Annotated in this window: 20 protein-coding genes and 1 other RNA gene; 10 read left to right on the top strand and 11 right to left on the bottom strand. The window is 41.9% G+C overall.

All coding sequences use genetic code 11. The features are described from left to right. Positions 1-9: 9 nt before the first annotated feature. On the bottom strand, positions 10-984 hold the full coding sequence (locus ACP2AF_RS10425) for a GTP-binding protein (RefSeq protein ID WP_425236094.1): 975 nt from the start codon (positions 982-984) through the stop codon (positions 10-12). A gap of 362 nt (positions 985-1,346) precedes the next feature. On the opposite strand from ACP2AF_RS10425, the gene ACP2AF_RS10420 reads away from it, so the two are divergent. Beyond that, positions 1,347-2,432, top strand: a complete 1,086-nt coding sequence (locus ACP2AF_RS10420) for a hypothetical protein (protein WP_425236093.1) — start codon at positions 1,347-1,349, stop codon at positions 2,430-2,432. Between the two features lie 66 nt (positions 2,433-2,498). Here ACP2AF_RS10420 and ACP2AF_RS10415 read toward each other — a convergent pair whose 3' ends face one another. Then, entirely contained in the window at positions 2,499-3,350 is an 852-nt protein-coding gene (locus ACP2AF_RS10415) for an endonuclease/exonuclease/phosphatase family protein (protein ID WP_425236092.1), read from the bottom strand. A gap of 146 nt (positions 3,351-3,496) precedes the next feature. Between ACP2AF_RS10415 and ACP2AF_RS10410 the strand changes: the two genes are divergently transcribed. The 3 genes from ACP2AF_RS10410 (at position 3,497) to ppgK (ending at position 7,003) form a co-directional block, all read left to right on the top strand. Then, positions 3,497-4,627, top strand: a complete 1,131-nt coding sequence (locus ACP2AF_RS10410; protein ID WP_425236091.1) for a serine hydrolase domain-containing protein — start codon at positions 3,497-3,499, stop codon at positions 4,625-4,627. A gap of 68 nt (positions 4,628-4,695) precedes the next feature. Beyond that, the gene (locus ACP2AF_RS10405; protein ID WP_425236090.1) at positions 4,696-6,168 is read left to right on the top strand and encodes a sulfatase; all 1,473 of its coding nucleotides are present in this window, start codon (positions 4,696-4,698) and stop codon (positions 6,166-6,168) included. An 85-nt stretch (positions 6,169-6,253) separates the two neighbouring features. Beyond that, complete coding sequence (gene ppgK / locus ACP2AF_RS10400; protein ID WP_425236089.1) at positions 6,254-7,003, top strand: polyphosphate--glucose phosphotransferase; 750 nt, start codon at positions 6,254-6,256, stop codon at positions 7,001-7,003. 114 nt (positions 7,004-7,117) lie between these two features. Here ppgK and ACP2AF_RS10395 read toward each other — a convergent pair whose 3' ends face one another. The 3 genes from ACP2AF_RS10395 to ACP2AF_RS10385 form a co-directional block, all read right to left on the bottom strand. Continuing rightward, positions 7,118-7,906: an SDR family NAD(P)-dependent oxidoreductase gene (locus tag ACP2AF_RS10395; RefSeq protein ID WP_425236088.1), complete on the bottom strand. Its 789-nt coding sequence runs from the start codon at positions 7,904-7,906 to the stop codon at positions 7,118-7,120. Between the two features lie 194 nt (positions 7,907-8,100). Next, entirely contained in the window at positions 8,101-9,900 is a 1,800-nt protein-coding gene (gene typA, locus ACP2AF_RS10390; protein WP_425236087.1) for a translational GTPase TypA, read from the bottom strand. Positions 9,901-10,028: 128 nt separating this feature from the next. After that, positions 10,029-10,619, bottom strand: a complete 591-nt coding sequence (locus ACP2AF_RS10385) for a hypothetical protein (RefSeq protein ID WP_425236086.1) — start codon at positions 10,617-10,619, stop codon at positions 10,029-10,031. A 74-nt stretch (positions 10,620-10,693) separates the two neighbouring features. Here ACP2AF_RS10385 and kdsA point away from each other — a divergent pair, with 74 nt between their 5' ends. The 5 genes from kdsA to ACP2AF_RS10360 all read left to right on the top strand — a co-directional run bounded on the left by kdsA (position 10,694) and on the right by ACP2AF_RS10360 (position 17,968). Next, positions 10,694-11,515 carry a 3-deoxy-8-phosphooctulonate synthase gene (gene kdsA, locus ACP2AF_RS10380; protein ID WP_425238028.1) on the top strand — a complete coding sequence of 274 codons (822 nt, stop codon included), beginning with the start codon at positions 10,694-10,696 and terminating at the stop codon, positions 11,513-11,515. A gap of 366 nt (positions 11,516-11,881) precedes the next feature. Continuing rightward, positions 11,882-12,760 (top strand): hypothetical protein, encoded by an 879-nt coding sequence (locus tag ACP2AF_RS10375; protein WP_425236085.1) that lies wholly within the window; start codon positions 11,882-11,884, stop codon positions 12,758-12,760. Positions 12,761-13,019: 259 nt separating this feature from the next. Further along, entirely contained in the window at positions 13,020-14,999 is a 1,980-nt protein-coding gene (locus tag ACP2AF_RS10370) for a DUF3857 domain-containing protein (protein ID WP_425236084.1), read from the top strand. A gap of 33 nt (positions 15,000-15,032) precedes the next feature. Continuing rightward, positions 15,033-16,361 carry a sulfatase-like hydrolase/transferase gene (locus ACP2AF_RS10365; protein ID WP_425236083.1) on the top strand — a complete coding sequence of 443 codons (1,329 nt, stop codon included), beginning with the start codon at positions 15,033-15,035 and terminating at the stop codon, positions 16,359-16,361. Then, the gene (locus ACP2AF_RS10360) at positions 16,358-17,968 is read left to right on the top strand and encodes a sulfatase family protein (protein ID WP_425236082.1); all 1,611 of its coding nucleotides are present in this window, start codon (positions 16,358-16,360) and stop codon (positions 17,966-17,968) included. The genes ACP2AF_RS10365 and ACP2AF_RS10360 overlap by 4 nt, the downstream gene beginning before the upstream one ends. Before the next feature lie 146 nt (positions 17,969-18,114). On the opposite strand, the gene ACP2AF_RS10355 is transcribed toward ACP2AF_RS10360, so the two are convergent. From ACP2AF_RS10355 to ACP2AF_RS10330, 6 genes are all read right to left on the bottom strand, one after another. Continuing rightward, positions 18,115-18,474: a DUF1801 domain-containing protein gene (locus ACP2AF_RS10355; protein WP_425236081.1), complete on the bottom strand. Its 360-nt coding sequence runs from the start codon at positions 18,472-18,474 to the stop codon at positions 18,115-18,117. Between the two features lie 243 nt (positions 18,475-18,717). Beyond that, complete coding sequence (locus ACP2AF_RS10350) at positions 18,718-18,867, bottom strand: hypothetical protein (protein ID WP_425238053.1); 150 nt, start codon at positions 18,865-18,867, stop codon at positions 18,718-18,720. Continuing rightward, positions 18,860-19,738, bottom strand: a complete 879-nt coding sequence (locus ACP2AF_RS10345; protein ID WP_425236080.1) for a DUF6999 family protein — start codon at positions 19,736-19,738, stop codon at positions 18,860-18,862. The genes ACP2AF_RS10350 and ACP2AF_RS10345 overlap by 8 nt, the downstream gene beginning before the upstream one ends. A gap of 11 nt (positions 19,739-19,749) precedes the next feature. Next, entirely contained in the window at positions 19,750-21,630 is a 1,881-nt protein-coding gene (locus ACP2AF_RS10340; protein WP_425236079.1) for a 3-oxoacyl-[acyl-carrier-protein] synthase III C-terminal domain-containing protein, read from the bottom strand. Beyond that, complete coding sequence (locus tag ACP2AF_RS10335; RefSeq protein ID WP_425236078.1) at positions 21,627-22,157, bottom strand: sterol desaturase family protein; 531 nt, start codon at positions 22,155-22,157, stop codon at positions 21,627-21,629. The genes ACP2AF_RS10340 and ACP2AF_RS10335 overlap by 4 nt, the downstream gene beginning before the upstream one ends. Positions 22,158-22,420: 263 nt before the next feature. Then, positions 22,421-23,629, bottom strand: coding sequence for an NAD(P)-dependent oxidoreductase (locus tag ACP2AF_RS10330; RefSeq protein ID WP_425236077.1), 1,209 nt, complete (start codon positions 23,627-23,629; stop codon positions 22,421-22,423). A gap of 241 nt (positions 23,630-23,870) precedes the next feature. On the opposite strand from ACP2AF_RS10330, the gene ssrA reads away from it, so the two are divergent. Continuing rightward, positions 23,871-24,269: a transfer-messenger RNA gene (gene ssrA, locus ACP2AF_RS10325) on the top strand. Positions 24,270-24,346 lie beyond the last annotated feature (77 nt).

The raw sequence follows: 24,346 nt of genomic DNA, 5'->3' as shown, positions 1-24,346 counted from the left end.
TTGAGCGTTTTAATGCCGTTTATGTATCGCCGCGGGGCTTTTTAACTCATTCTCGCTTTGCACTTGATTCTGTTGTGAAAGCCCAATTCCAATAGCTTTTTCAAGTAATACAAGATTACTTCCAGGACCTATGGTCAAAAGTTTCGGACCTGTTATCGGGACTCCATTAAAAGGCCTAATATATACTTCGCCATCCGGGGTACGTTCAAAATAGGTGTATTGATCCTCTTTCCCGATTTGGGTACAGCCTTTCACTCGAAGGATATCTTTGGGTAAGGCATCACACATGGCATAAATGCAATTGTGATCGGGCAAATTGGGTAAATCTATGGAGCAAGAAGACCAATGCGCTTTAAGATGGTCAAGTTTTTGGGCATCGTTTTGGGAAGGAGTAAGTTTCGGAAGAAGGGAAATGTCCAGTTCATCCGCGTTTATGATTTCTGCCAATGGATTCAATTTCTTAAGCTCTCCTACCACAAAATTTAGTCGATCCACTGATTCATTTTCCATATGTGTCAATACAATCATGGAAGATACCTGAATCTGATTCGCTTCAAGTTCATTGTGTTCTTCCCTCTTTTGCCAGTTTTTAATATCAACCACGGATATTTGAATAGGCGGTAGAAACCGTTCGTTGAGCCCAACACCTAGGAAACTCATAAGTGAACAGGCATCAGAAGTACCATTGGCCTCAATAAGCGTTATTCCTTTCGTTCGCTCTGGGATTCTATTCACAAAATCCCTAAGCTCGTTTATACCGCTACAGCAAATACAACTACCGCTAAGTGCCCTGACCCACTTCGGTTCTATCCGTTCAATAAACTGTTGAATATCCAGATTTGCATTTTCATAATCGTTTAGAATAATAAAGGGACTCCAGCCCTCATCCATATAGCTGGTCATCAAGTGTTTCAATAGTGTCGTTTTTCCCGCTCCTAAAAAACCGACGACCGTAATGATAGCTTCCCTGTTCTTTCCGTCCATATCTATTTAGTGGATGTCATATAGATTACAAAAATACGTCCATACATTCTACAATTTGTAATACTACCCTAATTTACGCTTTTATCCTAGGATAGGATTAGGCTATCCGGACACTTTGGAATTTTATAGCGGTTTGGTTAGTTCAAGGAAAGAAGCATTTCCTTCTATGTCTTAAAAGCTACCATTCACACAGAAAATACGTAAAACCCTACAATATTACATCGATTATTTACTATAATTCTTACTTTTAGCATAAAACTCGACAGATATTGCAATTTGATAATGAATCGTTTACCCTTAATCTAAAACTCTTTATTGTATTTGTACTACTAATTGAATACCAATCCTTAAAATAGTTCGATATGCCCAATTTAAATTTTGCCTGGTGGAACCTCCAAAACTTCTTTGATACGGATGACGATTCCATTTCCAACGACTTTAGCTTTACTCCCGAAAATGGATGGACCAACGAAGTGTTTCAAATAAAAAAGGCCAACCTCGCCGCTGGATTAAACCTGCTATGGCCCAATGAGGGTATAGATCTCCTGGCCGTATGTGAAATAGAAAAGGATGCCCTGTTGGAGGACTTGTTGGAAGAGGCGGGTATGAACCATTTGGAGGTGGTACTGGACGAATCTGGTACCAGTGATCTCCGTGGCATCGATGTGGCCATGGCCTTTAACCCCAGTAAACTTACAGTGGTTTCCAAAACCTCCCACCTGGTACATTTACGCTATCGAACCCGAGATATCTTCGAAGTTGTTTTTCGAATCAATACTACTGGCGAGGAATTTGTCGTCATAGCATCCCATTGGCCGTCCAGGAGTCGGGGGCAATACGAGTCCGAACCTTTGCGGATCGCGGTAGCGGAACATATTGCGTACCTGGTGGAGGACCATGTAAAAGTGCAGCCCGGGGAATATGAAAATTTACGAAATGCTGCTAATCTCCCTTCCATTCAGGCCAAATGGGAAAGCAAGGTAATGGTAGTAGGAGATTTTAACGACGAGCCCTTTGATCGTAGCCTCATTAAGCACCTAAGGGCTTCCCGTGATTTGGACAAGGTAAAAGGAGGGACCAATGATATCGATAAATTCGAGGAAACTTCCAAGTATCGGCAACAGGATGTTTTCCTATACAATGTGAGTACCCGAATTATGAATAAATCCTTCTTGGGCAATACGGGGACCTATTTTTTAAGTGGCCTTAGGGATGGGACTACCTTTACCAATCGCTATCAAATGTTGGATCAGTTGGTGGTTACCCGAGGGTTACTATCCGGAAATGGTTTGGAAGCGGATCTGGATAGCTTTGATATTATTGATGACCCTATTTTGGCCACTGCCAGCGGTAGACCACGCTCATTTCGGTACCGATCCGAAAACCCGAATTTTCAACCCAATGGTTTTTCCGATCATCTCCCGTTGAAACTAAAACTAACTTATTAACAGCCGATAATGTGTGGCCAAGGCCTGACCATTGCATTCAAAGCGTTTTGCAAATAGGTAGTAAAATCAATCTCCTGGAATCAATTCCAAGGTCATGAGAATAGGCAGATGGTCCGATGCCATCGGCTCGTCGATCACACGGACATCAATGATTTTCCATCGCTCTTTTGGTCGTACTAAAACGTAATCGATCTGCTTACGAGGTGCCGTTGAGGGAACCGTTGGCAATGCCTTGCCAAAGTCCTCATTTATCCAACCCTTATGTTCCAACAGATTCAGGACTTCAGAATCGGGAGTCGCGTTCAAATCACCGGTCATAATGTACGTCCTATCACTATCTTCAGTTATAAAGGCGGCTTCGATCACTTCAACGGCTGCCTTTCTAGCAATCTCGGAGCCAATGGTATTTAAATAATCGAAATGGGTGGTGATAAATCTAACCATGCGTTTTTCACTCGATTTCTTGGACAAATCCACTTCAACACACATCGCCTCATATCGGCTGCTACTTGCACTCGGAATGGAAAGATTACCTAAATAGGCAAAAGGGTACTTGGATAATATGCCATCGCCATAGTGCAATTGGGAAGCCGGTACAGGAATGTCCAGCAAACGATACAGGTTGGGCGTTTCCTTTTCGGTGGAAGCTCCAAAGACATAATGCATATTGGTCAATTGGCCCAAGGTAACCATCATAGTAGAGTCCTTGACTTCTTGAAGACCCACTATATCAGGGTTTGTGGTGTTAATGACATCGGCAATCCGCTCAAGGTCTTTTTTTCCGTCCATTCCCGCACCATAGTGAATATTATAGCTCAGTACCTTTATTCTCGAAGGAGTCCCTTGGGCAAGTATTCCATCTGCTTGGAAAAGAACAATTAAGAGAAACGGGACTAGTATTTTTATTGCATTCATCATACTGAAAATCAAGGAAGCCAAAGGTTACGTCTTTTTTCCAAATATAACCGATAAAGGTTTGCACACCTAAGTGATTTAGCGTGAACTATTTCTTTCTGTAACATTTTTACTGAACCGTCCTCTCTATACTGTTAAAATAAACTACTATGCTAAGAGGTTCAAGTTTAAAATTTGTTCTAATCTATGGTATCTGTTGTTGTATTGGACATCCAAAACTCCGTGCACAGTCCGAATCACTTCAAAAAGAATTGATTTCCTTGAGCAATGAATATTTAAAAATAAATCCCGAGGCCAGCGGGGTAATCGCCTCGGTCAGCTATCCAAACGCGGCCGATTGGAAATACAGTACTGGAAGCGTAGGGAGAGATGAGAACATTGTGCTGTCCGGTAATGAACGATTCATCGCGGCAAGCATTACCAAAACATTTGTGGCCGCCTGTATCTTGCAGCAGGAAGAAGAGGGACTCCTTTCGCTCAACGATAAGGTTATCCAATATCTGGATGAATCCACCATTAAAAAACTAACCGAGTATAATGGAAAATCCTCTGAGCAGGAATTGACTTTAGAACATCTTCTGCGCCATACGAGTGGTATTTTTGATTATCTCAATAAGGGTCAGGTGCATTTAAATGGCTACAAAAACCAACCAGAACGCGAGTATACACTTCAAGAACGAATAGACTTTGCCCTGGAATTGGGGACGGCGACCCATAAACTGGGGAAATACGGGTATTCCAATACCAACTACATTCTCTTGGGAATGATTGCCGAAAAAGTGGATAATGCTACCATTGCCGATATTATTGACCGTAGAATTGTTGTCCCCCTAGGGTTAAAAAATACCTCCTTACGGCCTTCCGATGATGTTATTCCCCAAATGTTCAAGGGATACTATACGGATTGGGACCTAACCGATTTTACCCTGCATTTCAACAAATTGAACCCTGCTGGAGGCATCCTTACCGATGTAGATGATTTGAGCGTATTTGCACGGGCATTGTTTCAAGGAAAGTTGTTCCAATCGGAAGCCACTTTACAAAAAATGCTGGATTTTAAGAAAGGTTATGGTCTGGGGGTAATGCTCTTTGACAAGTCGAAAAAAACGGGAAGGGTAATGGGCCATAGTGGTTTTGATCCGGGATATACCTGTTATTTAGCCTATTTGGAGAATTTGGATATCACGGTAGTAACCGTCATTAACCAATCGGAATTGGTGGTTAAAATGCCGGCCTTCTTAATCGTGAAAATAGTACATCTACTTAAAACGGGTTTATAAACCTATCTTTTGGCCTACTTCTTTTTTTTTGACTACCTTGGATTTTATAGGGTTTAATATATCAAAAGATGCTCAGGTTTTTTTTAATTCTAATCATTACCTTCCTTTTTTCAGGAACCTTTAAAAACCCTCCTCTCAAGAAAACAAAGCCCAATATACTCTTTATCGCCGTTGATGATCTGCGAACGGAACTGGGTGTTTACAATTCCATTGCCAAGTCCCCCCATATGGATTCTTTGGCCCGAACGGGATCCTATTTCACACATCATTATGTCCAGGTACCCACCTGTGGTGCCTCCCGTCATGCCTTATTGACCGGAATGCGGCCCTCAAAACCTATACACTTGTCCAATAGAGCTATAGAAAAGGAAATCTCTGGCAAACCGGAACAGGCAACTCCCGAAACTTTTATCCATAAACTAAAAAGGGAAGGCTACCACACAGTAGGTATAGGAAAAATAAGCCATTCCGCTGACGGGTTGGTATATGGGTATGAAGAGCCTGTTTCAAACAAAAGAGAACTGCCCCATAGCTGGAACGAACTGCTCTTTGACCCCGGACCATGGGAAACCGGATGGAATGCTTTTTTCGCCTACGCCAATGGAGAAAATCGGCAGAGCCTAAAAAAACAGGTAAAACCCTATGAAAAAGGCGATGTGGGTGACGATGGCTATCCGGATGGGCTTACCACTAAACTTGCTCTTGCCAAGTTGCAAGAGCTGAAAAACAAGGAAGAGCCCTTTTTTATGGGCGTGGGCTACTTTAAACCGCACCTGCCCTTTAATGCCCCAAAAAAGTATTGGGATTTATACGACAGGGATAGTATTCCCCTTGCCGCCTACCCTAAAATTCCGGAAGGCATCCATTCAAAAAGCCTTCATGAAAGTGGAGAATTCAATCAATATGCCTTGGGCGAGGAAAAAGCGGGTTTATCAAAAGTAGTTTCCGATGCTTACGCAAAGAAACTAAGGCATGCGTATGTAGCTTCCATAAGTTATATAGATGCTCAAATCGGGAGACTTTGGAAGGAACTCAAAGTTTTGGGACTGGATAAAAACACGATTATCGTTATTTGGGGCGATCATGGCTGGCATTTGGGAGACCAACGTGTATGGGGCAAACACACCCTGTTTGAAAATGCCTTGAAAAGCACCTTGATCATAAAATCGCCCTATCTAGAACATGAAAATAAAAAGGTGGACCATATTGTGGAAACCGTGGATATCTATCCAACACTTTTGGAACTCTGTGACCTTAAAATTAATCATTACGTTGACGGAGAGAGTTTTGCCCATACCATGGAATCTACTCAAAAGCAATCAAATGGAGTGGCCTATGGCTATTTTAAAAATGGTATTACCCTACGAACGGATTCCCACCGGTTGACCCAATATTATCGGGAGGAAAAACCTACCATAGAGCTTTATGATCACACTCTGGACCCTGAGGAGTCCAAGAACATTGCAAAGGACAATCCAGAAGTTATACAAGCCCTAATGCCCATTTTAGAGCAGGGCAATACCGGATTATACAACTTTTAACTACAGAAAAAACGGGCTTCACAACATAGGATTAGCATAAGTAAAAACTTTTGTTACATTTGCCTGCGTAATTCAAAATCTAGCGATGAACGTTCTTGGTATTGATATTGGCGGCTCCGGGATGAAAGGGGCTTTAATAGATTCGTTAACGGGAGAAATGCTATCGGAGCGCTTTAGGATTCCTACCCCGGAATCAAAAAAACCCAAGGATATGGCCAAGGTCTTCAAGGAAATCGTAGACCATTTTGAACATAAGGGCCCAATAGGATGTGGGTTTCCCACGGTTATTAAGCGTGGTATCTGTAAATCGCCGGGCAATCTTCATAAAAAATGGTTAGGCGTCAACGTAAAGGAACTTTTTAGTGATATTACGGGACTCCCGGTAACAGTCATCAATGATGCCGATGCCGCAGGTTACGCTACCATGAACTATGGCATAGGCAAGGGAAAGGGAGGCCTTGTCATTATGATTACCATTGGCACAGGATTAGGCAGTGGTGCTTTTTTGGATGGGGAGTTGATTCCTAATTTTGAACTTGGGCAGATTCCCTATAAAAAATATACAAAAATTGAAACTTGGGCAGCTGCATCTGCCAAGGAACGCGAAGAGCTTAGTTATAAAAAATGGGGCAAACGATTCAATGTGTTTTTGGAATTTGTGGAATTGCTAGTGTCCCCCGACCTGATTATTTTGGGAGGTGGTACTTCCAAGGATTTTAACGAATTTGAGGAATACATAAAAATCGATACTCCGGTAATACCGGCAGAACTCCGCAATCACGCGGGTATCGTTGGGGCAGCTGCGGCAGCATTGCATCAGGCTCCAATAGATTAGACCGTCCATTTTAGATAATTTTTGAACGTTAATACAGATTTTTCCAGTATTAAAACTGCCTTGGATAGTATCGTTTAATCCGGAAAGACCAAACTATTATTGCTTACCTCAAAACTAAATTGCCTTGTGTGAACGACTGGCTTCCTTGTGTTGTTCATAGCTTTCTGAAATCTGCTTGTCGAACTTTTTGGGGGACTCAAAATTGAGTCGATTATCTTTAAGACGCTGTGACCCTCCAAAGATAAAATGTAGTTCTTTTTTCATCAGTGCCTGTATGGATTTCTCGGCCACATACTCCGGGGAATCCATCTCCCGTCCCTCAAATTTTTGCATCATTTCCGTATCCGTGGCAGTGGGGTATACACAAGTCACCGAAATATTAAAAGGCTGAAGTTCGCGCCGAAGGGAATCCGAAAATTGACGTATGCCTGCCTTGGTACTTCCATAAACTGTATAAAAGGGCATACCCAAAAGCCCCAGTCCTGAAGAGACATTTAAGACTGCGGCTTGCCTAGAGGATTTTAGCAAGGGTAGGCAATATTTGGTAAGGAACAGTACCGCCATAAGGTTTACGGCCACCTGGTCATAGATCTCTTCATCCGGGATATCTTCCAACGCCCCGGCCGAAACGATTCCGGCATTATTAATCAGAACATCCAAACGACCCCACCGATCCTCAATTTTAGAGGACATTTCTCGAAGCACACCTATATCGCCTACATTTCCATTGACGAAAAGAAAATTTGCTTCCTCAAAGTCAATGGAGAGCTGTTCCAATTTTTTTTTATCCCTAGCTATGACCGCAATATCCTTGACTCCGTTTTTTATGAGTTCGCCGATCATACACCTCCCGATACCACGGGAACCGCCCGTAATAAGGACTTTTTTTCCCCTTAGTTTCATGTAAATCGATTTTCGTAGAATGAATTAGCTTCTTCAATTTATACAAATTACATGGCAATCCGGATAAAAAAAACTCGGCTTATACAATTAATATCGAAGCTATAAATACTGGGCCCGGATTTTACAGATTTAGTAAAAGAGACCTCCCAAAATAAAGAAAACCTCGAATTGGATTCGAGGTTTTTAGGTAGACATCAATCAATTTTATTACGCTTACGGTCCACTTCCTTCAAGAATATCTTACGAAGTCGAAGATGTTTTGGAGTAACTTCCACGTACTCGTCCTTTTGTATATATTCCAAAGCTTCCTCCAGGGAAAATTTTATGGCAGGAACAATTTTGGCTTTGTCATCGGCACCTGCAGAACGAACATTGGAAAGCTTTTTGGTCTTGGTTACATTAACCGTCATGTCATCGCCCCGGGAATTTTCTCCAATGACCTGCCCTTCATAAATGTCCTCCCCTGGGTCTATAAAGAACTTGCCACGCTCTTGAAGCTTATCGATAGAATAAGGAATAGCTTTCCCGTTCTCCATGGAGACCAATGATCCGTTCTGACGTTGTGGGATATCGCCCTTCATAGGCTGGTATTCCAAAAAGCGGTGTGTCATTATGGCTTCACCGGCAGTGGCCGTCAACAATTGGTTTCGCAAGCCAATAATTCCTCGTGATGGAATATGGAACTCACAAACCATTCGCCCACCTTTCGCCTCCATACTGGTCATTTCCCCTTTACGGATAGAGACCATTTCAACTGCCTTGCCTGAAACCTCTTCTGGCAAATCTATAGTCAATTGTTCTATAGGTTCGCACTTTGTACCGTCAATGTTCTTGATAATAACCTGAGGCTGACCGATCTGTAGTTCATATCCTTCCCTGCGCATGGTTTCAATCAAAACGGAAAGATGGAGTACCCCACGTCCAAAGACCATAAACTTATCGGCACTGTCCGTCTCTTCGACCCTTAGGGCCAGATTCTTTTCCAGTTCCCGTTCCAGTCGTTCCTTAATATGTCTTGAAGTTACAAACTTACCATCCTGTCCAAAAAATGGACTATCATTAATGGTAAAGAGCATACTCATGGTAGGTTCATCTATGGCTATGGTCTTTAACCCCTCAGGATTTTCAATATCGGCAATGGTATCCCCTATTTCAAACCCTTCCAAACCAACAATGGCACAGATATCACCGGTAGCTACTTCTTTTATCTTTTTTCGGCCCAAACCTTCAAAGGTGAAGAGTTCCTTTATTTTAGATTTTACAATGCTTCCATCCCTCTTGACCAAGGAAATTTGTTGTCCTTCCTTTAAGCTTCCCCGTTGTAATCTTCCTATGGCAATCCTACCGGTAAAGGAAGAATAATCCAAGGAGGTGATCAGCATTTGGGTATTGCCCTCTTCCACCTCAAAACTGGGAATATGTTCAATGACCATATCCAATAAGGGTTCTATGGAGTCCGTTTCCTTTCTCCAGTCATCGCTCATCCAATTGTTCTTTGCCGATCCATAGACTACGGGAAAGTCCAATTGCCATTCCTCTGCGCCAAGTTCGAACATCAGATCGAATACTTTTTCATGTACCTCTTCCGGGGTACAATTCTCTTTGTCCACCTTATTGATGACCACACAGGGTTTAAGCCCCAAATCTATAGCCTTCTGTAACACAAATCGGGTTTGTGGCATAGGCCCCTCAAAGGCATCGACCAGTAGGAGCACACCGTCCGCCATATTCAGAACACGCTCTACCTCCCCGCCAAAGTCTGCGTGCCCAGGGGTATCTATGATATTTATTTTGGTATCCTTGTAGGTTACGGATACATTCTTGGAAACTATGGTAATGCCACGTTCGCGTTCCAAATCGTTATTGTCCAAAATCAACTCGCCCGTATTTTCGTTCTCCCGAAACAACTGGCAATGATGCATGATCTTATCGACCAAGGTAGTCTTCCCGTGGTCTACGTGCGCGATGATGGCAATATTCTTTGTATTGGTCATACCCTAATTTTAAGCGTGCAAAGATACATCTAATTTTCTCTAGTAAACCAGATCTTATATTATTTTTATGTTGTTGATTTTGAGCAGGTTATTTTATAGTGCCCAGAATTTTAAAGATTGATTGGATTTTATTCAAATACAGGCCTTTTTGATTTCCGCTTGGTAGCCACCCATCCGAAATTTAAACTGAGGAGCGGACCATAGCCGGAAACCGCCCCATCACCGCGGTAATAACCCGCACCAAGCTCCACATTAAAATTAAAACCCTTGGGATACGTCCGCTGAATACCATAGACTAAGCCATAGAATCCTAAATTAAAGTCGTCTGGGCCTCCAATATCCGTGGCTAGACGAAGTTGTGAAAAGAAAATAGCCTGGGCCGCTGCGATATAATTGCCCGAATTTCCCGAAACGTTTTTATTGTTGGAAGCTCGTCTGCTCAAATTATGATAGTAACGGTATCTATTGTTCCATGCCAGCCCAAGGGCATACCCCTCTTGATAGGTAGCCAAACCTAAACCTAGACTGGTAGACACGGTTTGGTTTCTAAAAACTCCGAGTTCATAGCTTAACCCGGGGGCAAAAAGATCAAATTTGAATTGATGTCGTTCTAGATGAACTAGATCAAAAACTTCTCCCTTTTCCCTTACTTGCCCATAAAGGGATGGAACTGTAAATTGGAGTGCCAAACCCGCCAAATAAAAGACTTTTCTAAGCATACCCTTGGTTTTAATGCGGATAAATCTAACAAGGAAACCAAGGGTAAACACTATATTTGAGGAAATTTTATGATATGGACCTTTCCGCTATTCCCCAAATAAAGCATGCCCAAGGTGATAATTTTTTTCTATTCTCAGGCCCATGTGCTATTGAAGGGGAGGAAATGGCCTTACGCATTGCAGAGCAGATTGTAAAACTCACGGACAAACTAAGTATTCCCTATGTATTTAAAGGAAGTTTTAAAAAGGCCAATCGAAGTAGGGTCGATTCTTTTACTGGAATTGGTGATGAAAAAGCTTTGAAAATACTACGAAAAGTCTCCGAGACCTTTGAAGTGCCCACGGTAACGGATATCCATGAAATTTCAGATGCGGATAAGGCCGCAGAGTATGTAGATGTGCTTCAAATCCCTGCCTTTTTGGTACGGCAAACGGATTTGGTGGTTGCCGCTGCAAAAACCGGAAAAATGGTAAACCTAAAAAAAGGGCAGTTTATGAGTCCTGAAAGTATGAAACATGCCGTGACCAAAGTAAAGGATTCCGGCAATTTACAAGTGGTCATTACAGACCGTGGTACTATGTTCGGATATCAAGATATGGTGGTAGATTTTAGGGGAATCCCCACTATGAAAGAATTCGCCCCTGTAGTTTTGGACGTGACCCATTCCCTACAACAGCCCAATCAGTCCTCTGGGGTAACCGGTGGAAGACCCGCACTCATAGAGACCATGGCACGGGCGGGAATTGCTACCGGGGTAGATGGACTTTTTATGGAGACCCATTTTGATCCAACGAATGCCAAAAGTGATGGGGCCAATATGCTTCCCTTGGATCGCCTGGAACAACTTTTGACCAATCTTACTGTACTGAGGAAAACTGTGAACGAACTTTACTAGAACCTTAAAAACACGCGTAACTATCTGAATTCCAATGAAAATACACATGTGATTTTGAATTCAAAAACCCTTGTTTTTTAATAAATGCTTATCGATAAAAATTCTTTTTTCGTCTACAAAATCGGACTATTAGTATATCATTTTTTTTCCGTGTTTGAGTTCAGGGTATCTTCAAACCTGAATTTGATCTAGTACCGTGTTGGCCTTACCGAATGGATAGGGATATCCATCACATTGAGCAGGTGTTCACCGCGCGCGTCTTCATCCATGGAGCTACACCTGTCAAGCCCCTTTATCGGTATGTTTACCTGCCATGGCTTATGGGAGGTCGGGAATCCATTTTTTCAACAAAAAATTTGAACTATTATGAAAAAGCGAATTGTAAAAATAGTTTCCCTTTTCATGGGGACTATATTAGTTATGAGTTGTCAAGATGACAATGAAACCAGTAATCCGTCTGAAATTAATGCTACAGACGTGATTACCCAAGCAGAAAAAAATGAACTGGAAGCTGCGGTCAACGAAATAAACAGTGCCGTTGGCAATAATTTTGGAGTAGATACAAGTACAAGCAAAACCGTAAGTACCGAGAAGACCTTTACTTGTATGGAGATTACTTCCGATGAGGACGAAGATGGAAATATTGAGGTAATCATCGATTATGGGGAAGCCTGTGAGCTTAGAAATGGTGATGTTGTCTCAGGAAGAATTCTTGTAACCTATACTTCGGACGATAGTGCGGACAATGACTTTACCATTGATTATACATTAGAGGATTATGCGTACAATGACATAATGGTCACAGGAAGTGCCCAGGCCGTATACGATTTTGAAAACGAGGAAGGGAATTTGGTCTATGCCTACGAATCGGAATTTTCATTCGCTTGGCCGGATGGCACCGAGGCAACGGACAGTAGCAATTACTCCACGGAAACAATATTCGGTAGCGAGGATGAAACCATCTTTGATTTCCATAATTTGGTGACCGGCAGTGGTGAAACAACCTTCAACAATGGGGACAGTTACACATTCGAAATTACAGAACCTTTACGTAGCGAACCCCGGTGCCGTTACTATGTAAGTGGGGTTGTAGTAAACACACAGAACATGGAAATGACCACATTGGACTATGGTGATGGAGAATGTGATGCTATTGCAACCGAGACCGATGGCAATGGCAATACAACGGTAATTGATTTGGAAGCTGTTGAGGAAGATGACGATGACGATGATACCGGTTCCTAATTTTGGAAAATGAAGGGTTTTGACAAAAACCCGGATATTGGTGATTAATTTCATGTTTTTGTTTTTGCGGTGGCCGCTCCAGAAGACTCCTGGGGCGGTTTTTTGCTTTTAGTATCCTGGAAGCAATAGAAGGGTCAAAAGCTCTTTTCCTATGACCTCTTTAAAAAGGAAATTACCAGTGTTATTTTTAAAAACTGAATCACAATAATTCTATTTAAAATCAGTTAATTCTTAACAACCCCCAAACCGATACCAAACCATGCGACCATTTTTCTTTGTTTTCGCTCTTTTGTTTTTTTGTGCTCTTTCGCTTCCTGCCCAACAGAAAGGTACCTTCAGAAAGCTTACCAATGCTGAAAAAAACTTGACCGTTTATGAAAAAGATCCTTCAGCCCATGCCGTGGTACTTTATGAAAGGGGCAATAATTATTTTAAGGTCGTCAATCGCCACATACGCCTAATCAAGGAATATCATGTTAAAATCAAAATTTTGGATGAAAAAGGCTTTGATCATGGAACCGTAGAAATTCCCCTATACCATAACAATGCATTGGCTGAAAAAGTTACCGCATTAAAGGCGGTGACTCATAACGGTAATACCCAATATAATGTTCTACCCTCCGAAATCTTTGAAAATGACCATTCCGAAAGGTGGAGGGTAAAAACCTTTACTTTTCCAAAGATGCAAAAAGGAAGCATCCTAGAATATTCATATACTATAACCACACCATATGATTTTAATTTCAACGGATGGGACTTCCAAGGATCTATTCCAAAAATTTATAGTGAATTTAATGCCAAAATTCCTGGAAATTGGGTCTATAACCGCTCTTTACGCGGCAGTTTGGAATTGGACGTGAACGATGCACACATTCAAAAAGGGTGTTTCACTATTGAGGGATATCCAAAAGCTGCGGATTGCGAGGTATTAAAATATACCATGAAAGATATTCCGGCCTTCAAGGAAGAAAAGGAATTTATGCTTTCGCCGGAAAATTACCGATCACGATTAGATTTTGAGCTTTCCCAATACAACAAACTTGATGGTACTACAAATAAGTATACCAAAAGTTGGAAGGATGTGGATAGGGAATTTAGGTCGGATAAAGATATTGGTAGACAACTGGCCAAAAAAGGTTTTTTTGAACGGCACGTACCCGAAAAGCTTCTAATCGAAGGCGATGAACTGACTAGGGCCAAGAGTATTTTCGAATTTGTGCAACAACACTATACCTGGAACGAACAATATTCGTCCTATGGAAAAGCAAGGGTAAAGGAAGCATTCGATACCGGAAAGGGAAATGCCTGGGAAATAAACATGTCGCTCATTAACTTACTGAATGCAGCGAACATTCCCACTAACCTGATGCTGTTATCTACTAGAAAAAAGGGATTACCTACAAAAATCCATCCGGTAATGTCCAACTTCAACTATGTCGTAGCCAAAACCGAAATTGACGGAAAGAGTTATCTATTGGATGCTACCGATAAGTATATGCCTTTTGGTTTTTTACCTTTTAGGGCCCTAAATCACTATGGCAGGGTCATGGATTTTAAAAACGACAGCTATTGGTACGATATTAAACCCCAAACCAAGAACCGATATCAAGTTAGGGCCCAGATAAAATTCAATCCAGAGGAAAATAAGGCCGTAGGCGTATTTGACGCTGTAAGCACGGGGTACAATGCCATAAATATGCATAAGACCTTGAACGAAAAAAGTGAAGAGGAATACCTGGACTCGGTAGAAGAGGAAATTTCCGGGAATTTTGCGATTACCTCCTATGAATTGGTAAAGCAACGAACTGACAAACAAGGAGTATCGCAACGATTCAAGTTTGAAATAGAGGACGTACTCAATGGAGACATGGCCTATGTAAATCCTTTTTTTATCCGATTCTTTGACAAGAATCCTTTTCAATTGGAAGAACGTAATTATCCCATAGATTTTGGTCATCCAAGAAAATATAGGTATCAAATTATCCTCACGATTCCTGATGGGTATGTTATTCAAGAATTACCTGAAAATAAGTCGATTGCCTTAGGTGATACCCTGGCTACGCTCAAGTTTTACAGTACCGGGAATACAAGTCAGATCTCATTTTCCTTTGAACTATCACTGAACAGTTCCTATTTTAACGAAAAAGATTACCAGGCCTTAAAGTCATTGTTCAACGAAGCGGTGGACATCCAAAAAAATTCCTTGGTAGTACTTAAGAAAAAAACCGCGCAACCATAAAATTACTATCTTGGGATTTCTAAACCGGCTTTCTTGAAATCCCTGTTGTTTTTTTCGATTTCCGTAATTGCGCTGTGCTGTATTTCCTGTTCCGAAAAGCGTAAAGAATTGGAGCAGCGCCCCAACAAACCCAACATCATCCTCATTATGGCGGATGACCTTGGCTATGAAACCTTGGGTATCTATGGTAGTAACAGCTATGTTACCCCTAATCTAGATAAATTAGCCCATGAAGGAATGCGTTTTGATTACTGCTATTCCACGCCCTTATGTACCCCTTCACGTGTGCAGATCATGACCGGGAAATACAATTTTAGGAATTACGTCAGTTTTGGATTGCTAGATTCAAAAGAAAAAACCTTTGGGCACTATATGCAAGAGACCGGTTACAAAACCTTGATAACGGGAAAGTGGCAATTGTGGGGCAATGAACGGCAACAGGAACTGGCCGGTGGAAGAACCGGCACAACCCCTGAAAAAGCTGGATTTGATGACTATTGCCTTTGGCAAATAGATGAACGGGGATCACGCTACAAAAATCCACATTTGACGAGCAAAAAAAACGGGACGGTTACCTATCCAGATGCCTACGGGCCCGATCTCTTTGTTGAATACATGGAGGGGTTTATGGAAACCTATAGGGAGGATCCCATGTTCATTTATTACCCTATGGTTTTGACCCATGATCCTTTTGTCCCAACTCCAAACAATCCAGACTTCAAAACTTTTGAAAATACTTCGAAAACAAATGATACTACCTATTTTGGGGAAATGGTTAGCTATATGGATCTTTTGGTAGGTAAAATTGTTAAGAAAACGGAAGACTTGGGCATACGCCAGAACACCCTTATCCTTTTTATCGGGGACAACGGAACGGACACCGATGTAACTTCAATTATTAACGGAATAGAATTAACGGGAGACAAAGGCAATACTACTGATGCAGGGACCCATGTTCCCTTGATTGCCAATTGGAAAGGAAAAATAAAACCAGGTAGTGTCAATGAAAATCTTATAGATTTTACTGATTTTTTACCGACCCTTTTGGAAGTGGCAACGGGAAAACTGCCCGATAGCATCCAAACAGATGGCCTTAGTTTCTATCCTCAGTTGTTGGGTAAGGAAACCAAGGTCAGGGATTGGATTTTTTGTGATTATGCCCCAAATTGGGGGAAGTTCCAAGCCCGAAGATATGTACAGGACAGAAAATGGAAGTTGTATGAAAACGGAGCGTTTTACAATCTTGAAGATGACCCCTTTGAGAACAATCCTTTGGATATTACCAACCAGTCCAGCGACGTAACCTCGCTTATACAACAGTTCAAAAAAGTACTGGAAACCTATAAAACCAAGAATCCATGAAAAAAATTACCGTCACATTCACCATCTTCAGCCTTCTTTGCCTGCTTTCATGTAAGAGCAATCCGGAAAAAGAAATGGTCAAAACTCCGAAAAAACCTAACATCGTGTTCATTATGTCGGACGACCACGCTTATCAGGCGATCAGTGCCTATGACGCAAGGCTGATACAAACCCCAAATATAGACCGTATTGCCAATGAGGGTATGTTGTTTACCAATGCCAGCGTTACCAACTCCATTTGCGCTCCGTCCCGGGCCGTAATCCTGACGGGAAAGCACAGCCATCTCAATGGAAAGATTGATAACCGTATGCCTTTTGATACTACTAATGTAACCTTCCCGCAGCTCCTTCAAAAATCGGGATACCAGACCGCAATGTTCGGAAAATTGCATTTTGGTAACAATCCCAAGGGATTTGACGAGTTCAAGATATTACCTGGTCAGGGCGACTACTATAACCCCAAGTTTATTACCTCAGCAGGGGATACCACTGTAACCGGATATGTGACGGATATCATCACGGACCTTACGCTGGATTGGATGCAAAAGCGCAGGGATACGGCCCGACCTTTTTTGCTGATGTATCTGCATAAGGCACCCCATAGAACTTGGCTCCCAGCCGAAAGGCATTATACCGAATTTACCAAAAAAAGTTTCCCCCTGCCCGAAACACTTTTTGATACCTATGAAACGAGGGGTACCGCTGCCAAAACCGCAGAGATGGGGATTTTGAAGGAAATGCAATTGCGCTATGACAATAAACTTACCCAAGCCGTAACCGATGCTTTGAAGGTAGAGGACAAATACGAGTGGTCACCATTGGATCGTATGACTCCCGAACAAAGAACGGCCTGGGATGCCACCTATGGCCCCATAAGCGAGCAATTCAGAAAGGACTATCCAAGCATGAACGATTCCACCCTGACTATTTGGAAATACCAACGATATATGCAGGATTATCTCGCCACCATTGCCGCTGTGGATGAAAATGTAGGGCGACTTCTGGATTATATGGATGAGACCGGGCTCGATGAAAACACCTTGGTCGTCTATACCTCGGATCAAGGTTTTTATTTGGGTGAGCATGGTTGGTTCGATAAACGCTTTATGTACAACGAATCCTTTAAGACCCCTTTATTGATCAAATGGCCGAACGTAATCACGCCGGGCACCACCACCACGGAAATGGTGCAGAACCTGGATTTTGCGCAAACCTTTTTAGAGGTTGCCGGAGCAGCCCCAACCGAGGAAATGCAGGGTGAAAGTTTGGTACCCCTATTGAAGGGGGAAAAGGAAAAATGGGACAGGGATGCCATCTATTACCATTATTATGAATATCCCGCCGTACATGCCGTAAAACGTCATTATGGAATCGCTACTGAGGATTATAAATTGATGCATTTCTATTACAATGTGGACGAATGGGAGCTTTACGATCGTAAAAACGACCCCCAGGAGGTCAACAATGTCTATGACGATCCGGCCTATGCCACCGTTGTAGCCGAGTTGAAGGAGAAACTGGAAGGACTACGTGTAAAATACAAGGACTCCGATGAACTCAGCAATCAGTACATTCAGATCTACAAGGACAATGGATGGATCAAGTAGTTAAATTCCAATACTGAAATTCCAAATTCCAAAAGGTGCTTGGTGGTCGATGGTAAAATTAGGCAATCAAATCCGCAAAAGAATTTTCCGAGCCTTTTATTGTTGACAATAACCGAATACTGTAAACTGGCTACCGCCAACGAAATTCATTTCCAAAACCTTTTATCCCTTACCTGATAGGCATCCTGAAGTACTTCCATTAAAATGGTATCATCGATTTCTTCCAAGGAGCGGTAGCGCAGGGAGCGCATTATTTTACGCCCAGCCGCTGTCATATGTTCCAAATGGACCGTAAGGTGGGCCGCATTCCAAAAACCGACGTCTATATAATCCTTCGTATGGTTTAAATAGCAGAAAGGTCTTCCTTCTATATAGTAAAAGGGAATACGATATTTGAATTTAAGGTCTATTCCAGGTACCGTATGTTCGATAACTGATTGGAGATGCAACAGTATGCTGCGATACGGTTCCGGTTGATTAAGAATGTAGTCTTCCGCAGGGTTCATTGTTTGGGTTAATGGTTTGAGGTTTGAGGTTTGAGGTTTGAGGTTTGAGGTTTGAGGTTTAAAAAAAGAAAAAATCAGGTTGCCAATATTTTATGCTCTTTCTTTTCCTACTGTTCACTGCCAACGACTCACTATTTACTATTCACTTTTTACTGTTTACTACTAACTAACAACTGTTCATTGCTCATTGCTCATTGTCCACCGCTCACTAATCATTATTTGCTTTTTACCACCTGCCAACCCTTACTCCTTCCCGTCCACATAATCCTGCAGATAGGCATAGCGTTCCGTAAGCTTGCCGTTTTGGGTCATTCTGGCACCTTCAAGAATACCATACTTACTCATCATTTTTAAAGAAGCCGAGACCACAAAAGGCAGTTGAATGCTATACATTTTTCTTTTTCGCCTCCACCAGAAGTGCATGTAATATCTCAGTTGACAGCCCATGTAATGTTAGACGGAATGCAGCACCATAGGTAGGTAACGGTATCATAGGGTGCTTATTATTAAGACCGACTAGCTTTTCCGGACAGTCCATTATCGTAGTAGCATAAATACCTATGACCTCATCCAATTGCAGCGAATTGCTCGCCCTCCAAAAATCATTATCGGTAAGAAAAAATTGGTAAACAGGAGTGAAAATTTCAATAGCGGTAGACAAGTCCAAAAAATTTGACCATTTATCCCTAAAAGTCTCAAAAGGAATTTCCCCAACCGTTATTGCACCGAAATCAGGTCTGTCCACCTTTTCTACTTTCAGTCCTCTTTCAGCAATAGCGCCATTGAGGTTGATTATGAAGTTGTATAAGTTCAAATCATGTTCCAAGAATAAATTATCATTGACATCATTGACAGATAAGGGTTTTAAAGGATTCATTGGCATTTCTTCGCTTCCTTTTACATTGTCCTTGATAAACTTCAATATTTCGGATCCCAAATAGAAATGGCGCAATATCAAAAAGTTAGCTTCGGGGCTGACTAAATATCTCATCCCTAGGTATAAAGATCGATGCAATGTTTTAGGAGCATTGATAAGGTTAGGGGAAATTGCTTTGAACAATTGCATTAACATAATAAAAAACCTGGCAAATACCCGAACAAAGGGTAACAGATATTGTCTAGATTTTCTTCCGGAATCATAAAGAAAAGCAGCTTTTGCATCAGCACTGAAAGGAACGCTCTTATCTAAATATAAAGCATGCCAATGACTGGGATCCTTCGGATTGTTTTCCAAAGTTTCAAAATATTCACTTTTGTGCAGCATAACTCAATGTTTCAATAATTACCAATTTCCACCAATTGCATGCGGTACAATTTAGCAACTACTTTTGCTGTCTTCAAAACTTTTTTAGCCAAATCTTCGGTCAACGCATCCGAATTAATCGCATTCTCAAACCTTTCAAAATGGTTCTCGTTGCTATCGCTGATTTCGTGATATGTAAAAAAGGACACCTGATCATTGTTTAAATCTAACAATTGCTGCACCGCCCGCCCCCATTTGCCAGCTATTCTGTTCCCAAGGCCCTCAATAATAAACATTGCCCCAAGCAAATCAAACGGATTTGGATTGCTCGCCGTATGGAACATAAAAGCACTAAGAGCCTCACTTCCTAAATTTTTTTCACCTTTGTATAAATCCTCTTTGTTTCCCCCACAATTGATGTAATTCTTCTCTAACATTTGATAATCACGATGTTCATCTCTTGAATGGGAGATAAAAGAGGATCGTACGTCAAAATACTCCATACTAATATTGGATGCGGCCCTTGCAATCCATTGTGATCCATCAACTACTTGTTGTCTAAGATTTAATAACAAAAGCCGGTATTCTTCTAGAGTAATCGTACCATTATATATTTTTTTAATGATAGGCACACTTCGTAGATCATTTTCAAAGTCAACCCATACCGAGGTAAGACCGCGAACCAACCTCTCTTGTATGGGTTTGCCTTTGGTGGAAATCGAAGGAGCCAAAATCTTGTCTTCTTTGCTCAATGGTAATATCTTCTTTTTATCGGTAGGTCCTAAAACAGTTAACATCATGAACGATGTAATGAATCGTCCGCTCTCCGGAACCATACAAAGAATTTTTTGGCCATCCCTTAAACCATGGTGATACAAAAGCTCCTCAAGCATTATAAAAATAGATGCAGATCCGGTATTTCCTTTAGAGTGTAAATTTGTAAACCATTTTCTTTCTGGAATCGTAACACCGCCCTTTTTCAATAGGTCAACAATAGGTTGCTTAAAATATTCAGAAGAATAATGACATAATAGCCAATCAAGTCTTTTGGGGTCTACTTTGCCCTCTTCAACAAGTTGGAAAAAATGCTGAACACCTAAGCCTACAATATTGTTAACCAAACGTATGTCCTGTTTTAGATTAATTGCTCCGGCCTGATCGGCGGCACTGAAACTATCATAATCAATCCATGATTTTCCCTGTTTGCCAACAGCGGTCTTATTCATTCCTGTATACATACAGGGTTCAAATAATGTTGCATGAGATTTTAATTCAATCCACTCGATTCTTAAATTGAAATCATCCCTATTTGGGTGATTCTTCAACAAAAAAGCTCCAGCCCCATCGGAAAGCATCCATCTTAAAAAATCAGTTTCCAATGGAGGCGAGCCATTGTCCACTATTGATTTTTGATTTTCAAAACGTTTCGCTTTGAACATTCTGCTCGGAAGTTCGCCGGCACAGGCAATGGCATTATCGACCTCGCCTGACCCAACGTGCATAAATCCATTTTTTATGGCCATTACGCCCGCAGCACATACACTTTGGTGGCTGGCTATGCCGCAAATGGGAAGTTCCGACGCTCCATGCACCATACTCGCAAAACCGGGAATGGGAAGATCAGCCTGAGTGGTGGCCGCACTCAGAAACTGAATATCCTTTTTGTCCATTCCGTTCTTTTGCAAACAATCATCAATGGCCTTAGCGGTCATTCCTGCGACGGATTGAGTAGTGTTCTGATTCTTGTCCATCGCATAGTAGCGGTTTTTGATCCCGTTTTGCGACAACATTCGGCTTTTACTTCGAGAAGGTTTCCCTGAGATGAACCCCAAATAGTCTTCCATCTCATCGTTCCCGATAGGTTGACCGGGCAAAAATTTTCCTATGGCAGTTATGTAAACAGGTCTGCTCATTTCATATTATTTTTTGGTGTTGTCGTATTGAAAATCATATCAAGGTAAGGGAGCATAAAACCGAAATTACCTTTGCTCCATTTGTGGTGCATGCTATGTCTAAAGGTAAATCTGCCTAGATAATCAGGACTCTTTATAGTTTCTACTTCATGGTTACAATGACCTAAAAAGTTTAATAAAATACTGATAATCGGTAAGCTTAAAACCGATAATATGTGAAATGGATACACCAGGATGGGCACAAAAATTACGGCACCCAAAAGAAAAGCCTCAAACCAATGAAAACTGTATACCGAATACAATGTAGGTTCTCTAGACGCATGGTGCACATAATGTACTTTCATGAACAACCATTTTTGATGCAACGACCAATGACTAACATAAAAATAGATTTCATTCCAAAGGAATAAAACAGGGATCTCCCAAAGACAATTCCAAATGCTGTTTTGCCCAAATTGAACATGTCCGTTTTCATAGAGTAGCTGTAATGGAATAGCCTGTAAAGCAAAAATTAATATGCTTATCATTGAATTTTTGACTTCCACCTTTTCTTGCTTGGGTTTTTTGTAATTCAGAATAGGCCGGACAGCCTTCTTTTTTTTCAACAGCGTTAAAACAGACCGCATGAACACTATTCCTCCAAAGTATAGTACCATAAAAAATGGGAAAACAAAAATGAAGGTCAGCCACCACTCAGAGAAAATGTAAGCTATTGTTGAATCTATCATAAAACTGGATAAATATTTCTAATACCTCTATTCTGATCGACATCTACCCAACTTTCCCAATACTATTTGCCTTCTAGATAATCATTTAAATAAGAGTATCGTTCCGTAAGCTTGCCGTTTTGGGTCATCCTTGCGCGTTGCAGTACGCCATCCGCGTCCCCATTAAAAAAGGCGGGGATTACCTCTTCCACAAAGGCATCGCCAAAGCCGTTACTGGCATCCCTGGGCAGTTCCGCCGGCAGGTTGTCCACGGCCATGACCGCAATGGCATTGGGGTCGGTATATTCGGTTTCCGATTCGGATAGGGGGTCATAGCCATAGATCGGATCAGCTATGGTTGAGGCACGTAAGGTAGTTGCTACCGGTCCATCGATATCGCAACTGATATCCCCAACGACCTTGATCTTGAAATCTGGATGTTTTACATCCTCCCGGGTATAAAGATAAGGGGCTCCATCCCCATAAAAATGGCCGGCAATGTATAAATCGCTCACCTTGGCGAATCGCATAAAGGTGGATTCATACGCCCCAGGATTTTGGAAAAAGTCTTGCGTTCCCAAATGCTTGCCATCCTTTCTTTGGTTATAGTCCAGCACATCGATTTGGCAATAGACCGCCTCATCAAAATCCTGATTCAGGTATTCCGTTACGCTTACTTCCCGTAACTGCATTCCGTCCAACATTTCCTTGGCCCCGTTGCCTACCCTACCCTTTCCGGTCAATAGGATTTTAATATTCGGCAACACCATTTTTTTAAGCTCGTTTATCAAGGCCTGCTGGTCTACCAAGGTTTCGGCCTTGGGTAATTGATATGTGCCGGATTTAAGTCCATAGGCCCTAAGTCCGTTATAAGCCCCTACGATTCCGGCATAGCGTCCAAAAGCTACCAGACGTATGCCCTTGGCATTGGTGATGACCTCGTGGTCATACAGTTCAATGTTCTTTTCCAAAATAGCTTGGAGCAATTTCCTATTGTACGGCTGTTTTTTGATGGTATGGGAAAAGAAGAAATATCTTTTGTTGGGAATCAGGGCCTCGATAGGCACTTCCTTTACCCCGAGCAGCACATCGCACTCTTCCATTTTGGGAGCGACTTCAATGCCGGCCTCTTGGTACTCCCCATCCGTAAAAACGCGAATAGGCGAAGGTTCCACGATCAGTTGTGCGTTGGCATGGGTGGACTGGACTTTTTGACAGGCCTTTGGCGGCAATACCACCCGCCGATCCGGAGGGTTTTTCCGTTCTCTGATGATTCCAAACTTAAGGTTCACTTTGGTACAAATTTTGTCCTAAAATACACGGAATAATGGCGATAGCAAAGTTTTTATTAGCTTTGCTGCCCCGCCCGCCGAAATGAAAATGAAGGTGGCCGCGTTAGGGATAGAGCCAGGTACCCCGCCCACGACAGGCAGGCGTGTACCCGCGATAGCCCGACCTGCCCCAGGGCAGGGAACGCTAACGAATTTGTTCTTTGAAAAAACAATGGGAAGAATGGTTTACCTATCCCATTATGGGGCCGACCGGTTTTGACAGCGAGACCAATGGCGATGTAAGCATGCCGAGCGCTGGGATATAGCTCGTAAATCTCATATTTCACACTTTTAAATGGCGAATCTAATTACGCTCTTGCCGCTTAATCTGAATTACAGTAGGATTTAGCCTCGTCTCCGCAAGGCGGAGAAGCGAGATGTCCCAGAATAGCCCTTGTTGATGGCGATTCGTTCCGGGGCACCATAAAAGTCAACATAAGGAGGGTGTAGCTTCGGCACCGTCTCTAAAACCCAAAGAAGCTAAGTGTACATTGGGCGGTTTCTGGTCAGGTGTACATCGAAAACCAATCAGATCCTAAGCATGTAGAAAGCATGGTTATTGCTTGTTTGGACGAGGGTTCGACTCCCTCCGGCTCCACTTTTACAACACCAAATTAACACAAAATCCTGTAAATATCTGATTTACAGGATTTTTTATTTTATTTGTATTCATTTGAT

Source organism: Ulvibacterium sp., assembly GCF_965248315.1.
Taxonomy (GTDB): Bacteria; Bacteroidota; Bacteroidia; order Flavobacteriales; family Flavobacteriaceae; genus Ulvibacterium.
Note: the sequence above shows the minus strand (reverse complement) of the source record. Positions and strands in the feature narration are given on the sequence as shown.

Excerpts from the sequence above, each read along its gene's own strand:
- ACP2AF_RS10425 (WP_425236094.1), bottom strand. The coding sequence starts at position 984 with ATGGACGGAAAGAACAGGGAAGCTATCATTACGGTCGTCGGTTTTTTA.
- ACP2AF_RS10420 (WP_425236093.1), top strand. The coding sequence starts at position 1,347 with ATGCCCAATTTAAATTTTGCCTGGTGGAACCTCCAAAACTTCTTTGAT.
- ACP2AF_RS10415 (WP_425236092.1), bottom strand. The coding sequence starts at position 3,350 with ATGATGAATGCAATAAAAATACTAGTCCCGTTTCTCTTAATTGTTCTT.
- ACP2AF_RS10410 (WP_425236091.1), top strand. The coding sequence starts at position 3,497 with ATGCTAAGAGGTTCAAGTTTAAAATTTGTTCTAATCTATGGTATCTGT.
- ACP2AF_RS10405 (WP_425236090.1), top strand. The coding sequence starts at position 4,696 with ATGCTCAGGTTTTTTTTAATTCTAATCATTACCTTCCTTTTTTCAGGA.
- ppgK (WP_425236089.1), top strand. The coding sequence starts at position 6,254 with ATGAACGTTCTTGGTATTGATATTGGCGGCTCCGGGATGAAAGGGGCT.
- ACP2AF_RS10395 (WP_425236088.1), bottom strand. The coding sequence starts at position 7,906 with ATGAAACTAAGGGGAAAAAAAGTCCTTATTACGGGCGGTTCCCGTGGT.
- typA (WP_425236087.1), bottom strand. The coding sequence starts at position 9,900 with ATGACCAATACAAAGAATATTGCCATCATCGCGCACGTAGACCACGGG.
- ACP2AF_RS10385 (WP_425236086.1), bottom strand. The coding sequence starts at position 10,619 with ATGCTTAGAAAAGTCTTTTATTTGGCGGGTTTGGCACTCCAATTTACA.
- kdsA (WP_425238028.1), top strand. The coding sequence starts at position 10,694 with ATGGACCTTTCCGCTATTCCCCAAATAAAGCATGCCCAAGGTGATAAT.
- ACP2AF_RS10375 (WP_425236085.1), top strand. The coding sequence starts at position 11,882 with ATGAAAAAGCGAATTGTAAAAATAGTTTCCCTTTTCATGGGGACTATA.
- ACP2AF_RS10370 (WP_425236084.1), top strand. The coding sequence starts at position 13,020 with ATGCGACCATTTTTCTTTGTTTTCGCTCTTTTGTTTTTTTGTGCTCTT.
- ACP2AF_RS10360 (WP_425236082.1), top strand. The coding sequence starts at position 16,358 with ATGAAAAAAATTACCGTCACATTCACCATCTTCAGCCTTCTTTGCCTG.
- ACP2AF_RS10355 (WP_425236081.1), bottom strand. The coding sequence starts at position 18,474 with ATGAACCCTGCGGAAGACTACATTCTTAATCAACCGGAACCGTATCGC.
- ACP2AF_RS10350 (WP_425238053.1), bottom strand. The coding sequence starts at position 18,867 with ATGTATAGCATTCAACTGCCTTTTGTGGTCTCGGCTTCTTTAAAAATG.
- ACP2AF_RS10345 (WP_425236080.1), bottom strand. The coding sequence starts at position 19,738 with ATGCTGCACAAAAGTGAATATTTTGAAACTTTGGAAAACAATCCGAAG.
- ACP2AF_RS10340 (WP_425236079.1), bottom strand. The coding sequence starts at position 21,630 with ATGAGCAGACCTGTTTACATAACTGCCATAGGAAAATTTTTGCCCGGT.
- ACP2AF_RS10335 (WP_425236078.1), bottom strand. The coding sequence starts at position 22,157 with ATGATAAGCATATTAATTTTTGCTTTACAGGCTATTCCATTACAGCTA.